Annotated in this window: 4 protein-coding genes, 11 tRNA genes and 1 pseudogene; all 16 read right to left on the bottom strand. The window is 35.5% G+C overall.

Features of this window, described 5'->3' with window-relative positions; all coding sequences use genetic code 11:
• Window positions 1-193: 193 nt before the first annotated feature.
• A complete protein-coding gene (locus ACE38V_RS23160; protein WP_375845098.1) occupies window positions 194-748 on the bottom strand; it encodes a DUF1643 domain-containing protein in 555 nt (184 codons plus the stop codon).
• A complete protein-coding gene (locus ACE38V_RS23155) occupies window positions 741-1,232 on the bottom strand; it encodes a tetratricopeptide repeat protein (RefSeq protein ID WP_375845100.1) in 492 nt (163 codons plus the stop codon). The genes ACE38V_RS23160 and ACE38V_RS23155 overlap by 8 nt, the downstream gene beginning before the upstream one ends.
• Before the next feature lie 192 nt (window positions 1,233-1,424).
• A pseudogene (locus tag ACE38V_RS23150) lies at window positions 1,425-1,574 on the bottom strand (transposase); the annotation flags it as partial.
• Window positions 1,575-2,093: 519 nt separating this feature from the next.
• Window positions 2,094-2,175: transfer RNA gene (locus ACE38V_RS23145), tRNA-Leu, on the bottom strand.
• An 812-nt stretch (window positions 2,176-2,987) separates the two neighbouring features.
• Window positions 2,988-3,155, bottom strand: coding sequence for a hypothetical protein (locus ACE38V_RS23140; RefSeq protein ID WP_375845096.1), 168 nt, complete (start codon window positions 3,153-3,155; stop codon window positions 2,988-2,990).
• Window positions 3,156-3,302: 147 nt separating this feature from the next.
• Window positions 3,303-3,632 (bottom strand): helix-turn-helix domain-containing protein, encoded by a 330-nt coding sequence (locus ACE38V_RS23135; RefSeq protein WP_375845094.1) that lies wholly within the window; start codon window positions 3,630-3,632, stop codon window positions 3,303-3,305.
• Window positions 3,633-4,168: 536 nt separating this feature from the next.
• Window positions 4,169-4,257: transfer RNA gene (locus ACE38V_RS23130), tRNA-Leu, on the bottom strand.
• A 27-nt stretch (window positions 4,258-4,284) separates the two neighbouring features.
• Window positions 4,285-4,358: transfer RNA gene (locus ACE38V_RS23125), tRNA-Cys, on the bottom strand.
• 12 nt (window positions 4,359-4,370) lie between these two features.
• Window positions 4,371-4,445: transfer RNA gene (locus ACE38V_RS23120), tRNA-Gly, on the bottom strand.
• A 4-nt stretch (window positions 4,446-4,449) separates the two neighbouring features.
• Window positions 4,450-4,524: transfer RNA gene (locus ACE38V_RS23115), tRNA-Gln, on the bottom strand.
• Window positions 4,525-4,789: 265 nt separating this feature from the next.
• Window positions 4,790-4,865, bottom strand: a tRNA-His gene (locus ACE38V_RS23110).
• A gap of 9 nt (window positions 4,866-4,874) precedes the next feature.
• Window positions 4,875-4,948 (bottom strand) — tRNA-Trp (locus ACE38V_RS23105).
• 3 nt (window positions 4,949-4,951) lie between these two features.
• Window positions 4,952-5,035: transfer RNA gene (locus ACE38V_RS23100), tRNA-Tyr, on the bottom strand.
• Between the two features lie 42 nt (window positions 5,036-5,077).
• Window positions 5,078-5,153 (bottom strand) — tRNA-Thr (locus ACE38V_RS23095).
• A gap of 52 nt (window positions 5,154-5,205) precedes the next feature.
• Window positions 5,206-5,281 (bottom strand) — tRNA-Phe (locus ACE38V_RS23090).
• 164 nt (window positions 5,282-5,445) lie between these two features.
• Window positions 5,446-5,522 (bottom strand) — tRNA-Asp (locus ACE38V_RS23085).
• Between the last annotated feature and the right edge of the window lie 46 nt (window positions 5,523-5,568).

The raw sequence follows: 5,568 nt of genomic DNA, 5'->3' as shown, positions 1-5,568 counted from the left end.
TCTCTTTTCAATTTTCCCATTGAAAACACTCCTTTAGCTTTATACTTATTATTCTATCAAACAAAAAAACTGTGTGAGTATGGAATCGTACGCATTCCTTACTTACACAGTTAATATTACACTCCCAGAAATTAATCCTCACATCAAAAATAGTAATGCGGGAAGTAACTCTAAATTTATTATTTCTATAAAGTTAAAGCCCCTCAATTTCAAACCCGTAGTCAACTAATGTCCACTTATTGTTAAACCCTCTACTTGGATGCCTCATTATTTTTCCTTTATTATCTTTGAAACACTTTAATTTATCTGAGTACAAACTTAGTGTTTCTTTTAATTTTCTCTTTTCAGTTATCTTTTCACCTCTTGTCCAAGCAATAATTATTATTTCTGAATCCTTGAATACATCTTTTATATATTCCAAATTCAATGCTTCGTAATCTTCATTACGATCTTTCAAATTATCTGGATTTGTCGACATAAAAGAAAATAAATTAAGTACTTTCATGCCTCCCAACCCGTTATCCACAAAGTAATTCATCACATTCATGATAGTAAGGTCCATTTTTATTGAATCAGCCTTACTAGGATTTAGCATTATTATTGTTGCAAAATTATCTGTGTTTTCTTCCCACCACTTCTCTAGCAAATACCTATATTTCTGTTTCCCATCTTGTAAAAAAGTGATTTTTGTTTTCACAACTTTTTCGTCAGTCTCAATCATTTCCTTTACTTTATTTAAATCACCCATTTGTTTTCACATTCTTTCGTCGCGATCTCCTACTGTTCCAACATAAAAAATGTAAATACTGCTCATAAACCTTTAACCTATTTTGAATTATTTCATCGTTTGGATCCATTTGTAAAGCATATTTGAAATAGGCTCTAGCCTTACTGAAATCTTTTTTCATATCATAAGCATGACCTAATTTTTTTACTATATAAAGTAACCCAGGTGTTTCTTCATTGATTTCTTCAAGCAAGTTTATCGCTTTATTTGGCTTATTTACTAAACCATAAGTGATTGCCAGCCGGTATTGAAGATTAATATTATGTGGATTCATTTTTGTCAAATATTCATATAGCATCATTGCTTCGTCATATTTCTTCAGTTCTATATAAATTTTTGCCTTTAAAGAAAATACATTTTCTTTAAATCCATCCCTTCGAATTGCCTCTACCCTATCGATATCAATTTTTTCTATTTGATTTAGACTGTCGTAATATCTTTTCAAATTAAAAGAAACATAAGCCAAGTGATAAATAAGATCCTGTGAACTATTACCATTTTCTTTTTGATAACAAAGTACAGACTCTGCTTCTTCATACCTATGCTCATAGTACAAATTCAAAACCTCTTGAATCCAATCGAGACCTGATAGTTTATCTGTTTCTGGGATTAATGAATAACCTTTCTCCTCTTTGTTTCGTGATGCTGTACGCCTATACAGTGCTCCGAGGTAGTTTTTAGATCCTCTTACAGAATGAGCTGCTTCGGTTAATGCTGATCTTAGATACTTGTTTCCTTTCTTGGTCTTCGCTGATTTCCTCTTTCCTGCACTTTCGTTATGTCCAGGGACTACTATTTTCATTCTCTGTGGTGAAGCATCGATTTTTTCGCTTCATGGATGGCTAACGGGCTTAATCCCCTTCTTTTTCATATGCAATATCACATTTTGCTTTATTACATCACCAGAAATCTCATTTGTAAGCAATGGAATCCTTAGTTCACGTAAAAGGTTTTTAAATGCGTTTAATTCATTCCGATAATATTTCAATGTGTGTTCCCTTAGATTCCTTAGCTCGCAATCCTCTATAAATATTTCAATTAGGTCATCTAAGGAATAGTTCATTTCCGAAAAATCATTAGAAATTAGCCGTATCTCTTCTTTGCTCAGTTCCCCTCTTCTTTCACTCTTGCTTTTCTCCTGCAATTTTTTCTCATTTTTTCTTTTTTTTATTCACTTCTCACCCCACCGTACACGATTATACGCACACGATTTTTGCTATTCGAATCGTGTTCGGAGCATAAGAAAAAGGACTTAGGATATTCTCCTAAACCCTTGAACCTATAGGCTTTTTCCCGCCTTTTTCGATACCGGTGGTCGGGGTCGAACCGACACTCCAGAAGGAACACGATTTTGAGTCGTGCGCGTCTGCCAATTCCGCCACACCGGCATAGTATTAACGTGACAAAATATAATATAACATCAGAATTAGTTTTTGTCAAATAATTTTTTATATAGATCCATAGTATAAAATAAAAGAAAAAAGATGAATTAATTAGATTAGTCTGTTTTATTTTGGAGAATTTCTGTAAATGTATTATTAGAAGTACTGTTTTAAACCAATGTAATATGTCAATTCACCTTTTCATTTCTGTCAGGTAATATGGTCTTTATTGGCTACATATAAAAATAAAAGAAAACAAAGATGGAGTTATCACAATGTGGAGAAATATACTTAAAGTATCGTGCAAGTGTTCAAGATTCCATTGCATTTTTAGCTGTTTTTTCATATTTTAATTAACTTAATTCAGGTAATAATGAAGTTTTTCAAAGAAGAACTAACCAATTTTTTTGATGAAGCTATTACACTAAGCAGGTCAGTTCAATTAAGAATCCTTATTTGAAAGATAAACAGGGGATAAATTAAAATAAAATACAGGATATATTTGGAAGGGGGAATAAATATGCTGAATGATACAAAAAAAGAGAGAGCTTATACTCTTAGCCAATAAATGGTCTTTTGGAATAACCGTGATCTCAGTAATTGCTTTCATAATCTGGTGCTTACTATTAACAGACCATAGAAATACAACTTGGGTATATTATCTTATACCTTTTCTTTTGGTATCGTTTATTTTGGCAGTGATCAGTTTAACTTTAGATAAGAATAATGATAAAAAATCAGTCATTCGAAGTATAATTTCACTATTCTTATCTCTCATCCTTATTTTACTATTAGGATATATCTATATATATCCACTATTATTCCCATTCGGGATACCGCCATTGTAAATTTTTTAGCGACCCCATATCCACTTCTAATATTCCTTCAAAAGTACCAATCTTTTCTTTTGCAGAAGCAACTAGCACTTCATGCCTCCAATAGATAGCTGTTACGTAAGTATAACCAATTGCTTCGCTGTTTTTCAAAGAGATAAACCTTTCTCTTAAAAAACATATAATCAATAAATGAAATCCAATTTAACAGCATTTTATGACTGATACAGCAAAACAACGAAGAGCATTCAAATTTGCGGCATTGCATTTTTCGTCGAAGATTGAATATTAAGGATTCTCTCAGGTTGCATCTTCCAACAAAAACTCCAACAACCCCCTCACTTCATCAGGAATATCCTGTCCTTCCCATTGGTATCCTCTTTTTTTACACACCTCTTTCAGACGATTATGGAGACAGGCATCCATGGTTCTATCATTGGAAAGTCCTAAAATATAATCAACTGATACACCATAAAGTTTAGAAAAACTTATTAATTTTTCTAATGGAGGATGGCGATATTTTGATTCGTAGGAGGCATAGCTTGACTTTTTTATACCTATTTTTCTCCCGACCTCCTCCATCGTATACCCATGCTCCAATCTTAATTCTTTTAGTCGATCTCCATACAATTTCCTCAACCTCTTTTTCTTTACTCTTTGAAATCAAAATGATGAAGCACCTGAAAATTATGTTGTGATGTTCCAATCCCTTTAGCTGAGCCATTCATGTTTTTGTTTATAAAATCTTGGTAACCATCAATATTGATCTCTTCTCTATGATAAAAACGAATGGACTATCCTAGTTAAAAGCTGATTTAAGAAGAGAATGGCAAAAATGTTTTATACATGTGACTGGGCTGGATATCTCCATTATTGTAGAAAAATCATTCTTAGACTGAATTATCTCATCGATGTGATTGATATTTCCAAACACTTTAAATATATATAACCATTATGGTCAATATCGGGTTAAAAAAAACTAGGTCTTAATCATAAAATGGAATATTTTAGTAAATTTCAGTAAATGCTTAGAAACAGGAAATACTGTACAATTTTTCTTTGCACATATTTTAAGGAGGAAATAGAAAAGAGATATTAATTGATGGAGGAACTATTCCAAAATAAAAGTCTTAACCAAATGGTTAAGACTTGAGTATATATGAGAATGGTGCCGAGGACCGGAATCGAACCGGTACGGTAGTCACCTACCGCAGGATTTTAAGTCCTGTGCGTCTGCCAGTTCCGCCACCCCGGCAAATAAACAAAAAAAATGAAAATTTAATGGAGGCGGCAACCGGATTCGAACCGGTGGTAAAGGTTTTGCAGACCTCTGCCTTACCACTTGGCTATGCCGCCAAAAACAAAAAATGGAGCGGAAGACGGGGTTCGAACCCGCGACCCTCACCTTGGCAAGGTGATGTTCTACCACTGAACTACTTCCGCATAATGGCTGGGCTAGCAGGATTCGAACCTACGCATGACGGAGTCAAAGTCCGTTGCCTTACCGCTTGGCTATAGCCCATTGAATAAACTCCACGAAGCACTTCTTCGATTAAGCTTCATGAATAATCATCGCAGAAACATTTAATTGCAAATGAAAAAGCTTCTATGAACAACTCCTGTAGTTAAATGTTTCGACATTCATAAAAATATAACCACAAACCACATCCAAGAGTATCCCTAAACGAATCAACATTCGTTTATATCTAACCACAAACTCTATTCAAGAATATCCTTAAAAGAAACCCTTTACGAGCCACTTAAAAAATAAACTTTTTAAAATATAATGGGGCGATCGATGGGAATCGAACCCACGAGTGTCGGAGCCACAATCCGATGCGTTAACCACTTCGCCACGACCGCCACAATAAATGGCAGGGGTAGTAGGAATCGAACCCACACCAAAGGTTTTGGAGACCTTCGTTCTACCTTTAAACTATACCCCTAAATGGTGGAGGGGGACGGATTCGAACCGCCGAACCCAAGGGAGCGGATTTACAGTCCGCCGCGTTTAGCCACTTCGCTACCCCTCCATATTAACATATAAAATTATTATATCACAATTAACATCTTAGTGGTGCCGGCCAGAGGACTTGAACCCCCAACCTACTGATTACAAGTCAGTTGCTCTACCAATTGAGCTAGGCCGGCATCTACTTAATCATATAAGATTTATTAGGCCACGCATCTTTTTAAACATAAATGGTGGCTCAGGACGGAATCGAACCGCCGACACAAGGATTTTCAGTCCTTTGCTCTACCGACTGAGCTACTGAGCCATATAAATATATTTACCTACAGATAATTTCACTTCGTCCTTCACACAAAACTCAGGAAGTCAATTCAAGTAACCGTTCGTTTTGTGTGCTGATGCTTTTGCTTCGCAGCTTATTTGGTCGTGCTCTACCGACTGGGCTACTGAGCCAATACCAAATTATTTAAATGGCGGTCCGGACGGGACTCGAACCCGCGACCTCCTGCGTGACAGGCAGGCATTCTAACCAGCTGAACTACCGGACCATTGCGATTGCGGAGGCAGGATTTGAACCTGCGACCTTCGGGTTAT

The organism is Cytobacillus sp. Hz8, assembly GCF_042263505.1.
Taxonomy (GTDB): domain Bacteria; phylum Bacillota; class Bacilli; order Bacillales; family Cytobacillaceae; genus Bacillus_BE.
This window is presented reverse-complemented; position numbering and strand designations above follow the sequence as displayed.

Coding starts and splice junctions, on each gene's coding strand:
- ACE38V_RS23160 (WP_375845098.1), bottom strand. CDS start 748: ATGGGTGATTTAAATAAAGTAAAGGAAATGATTGAGACTGACGAAAAA.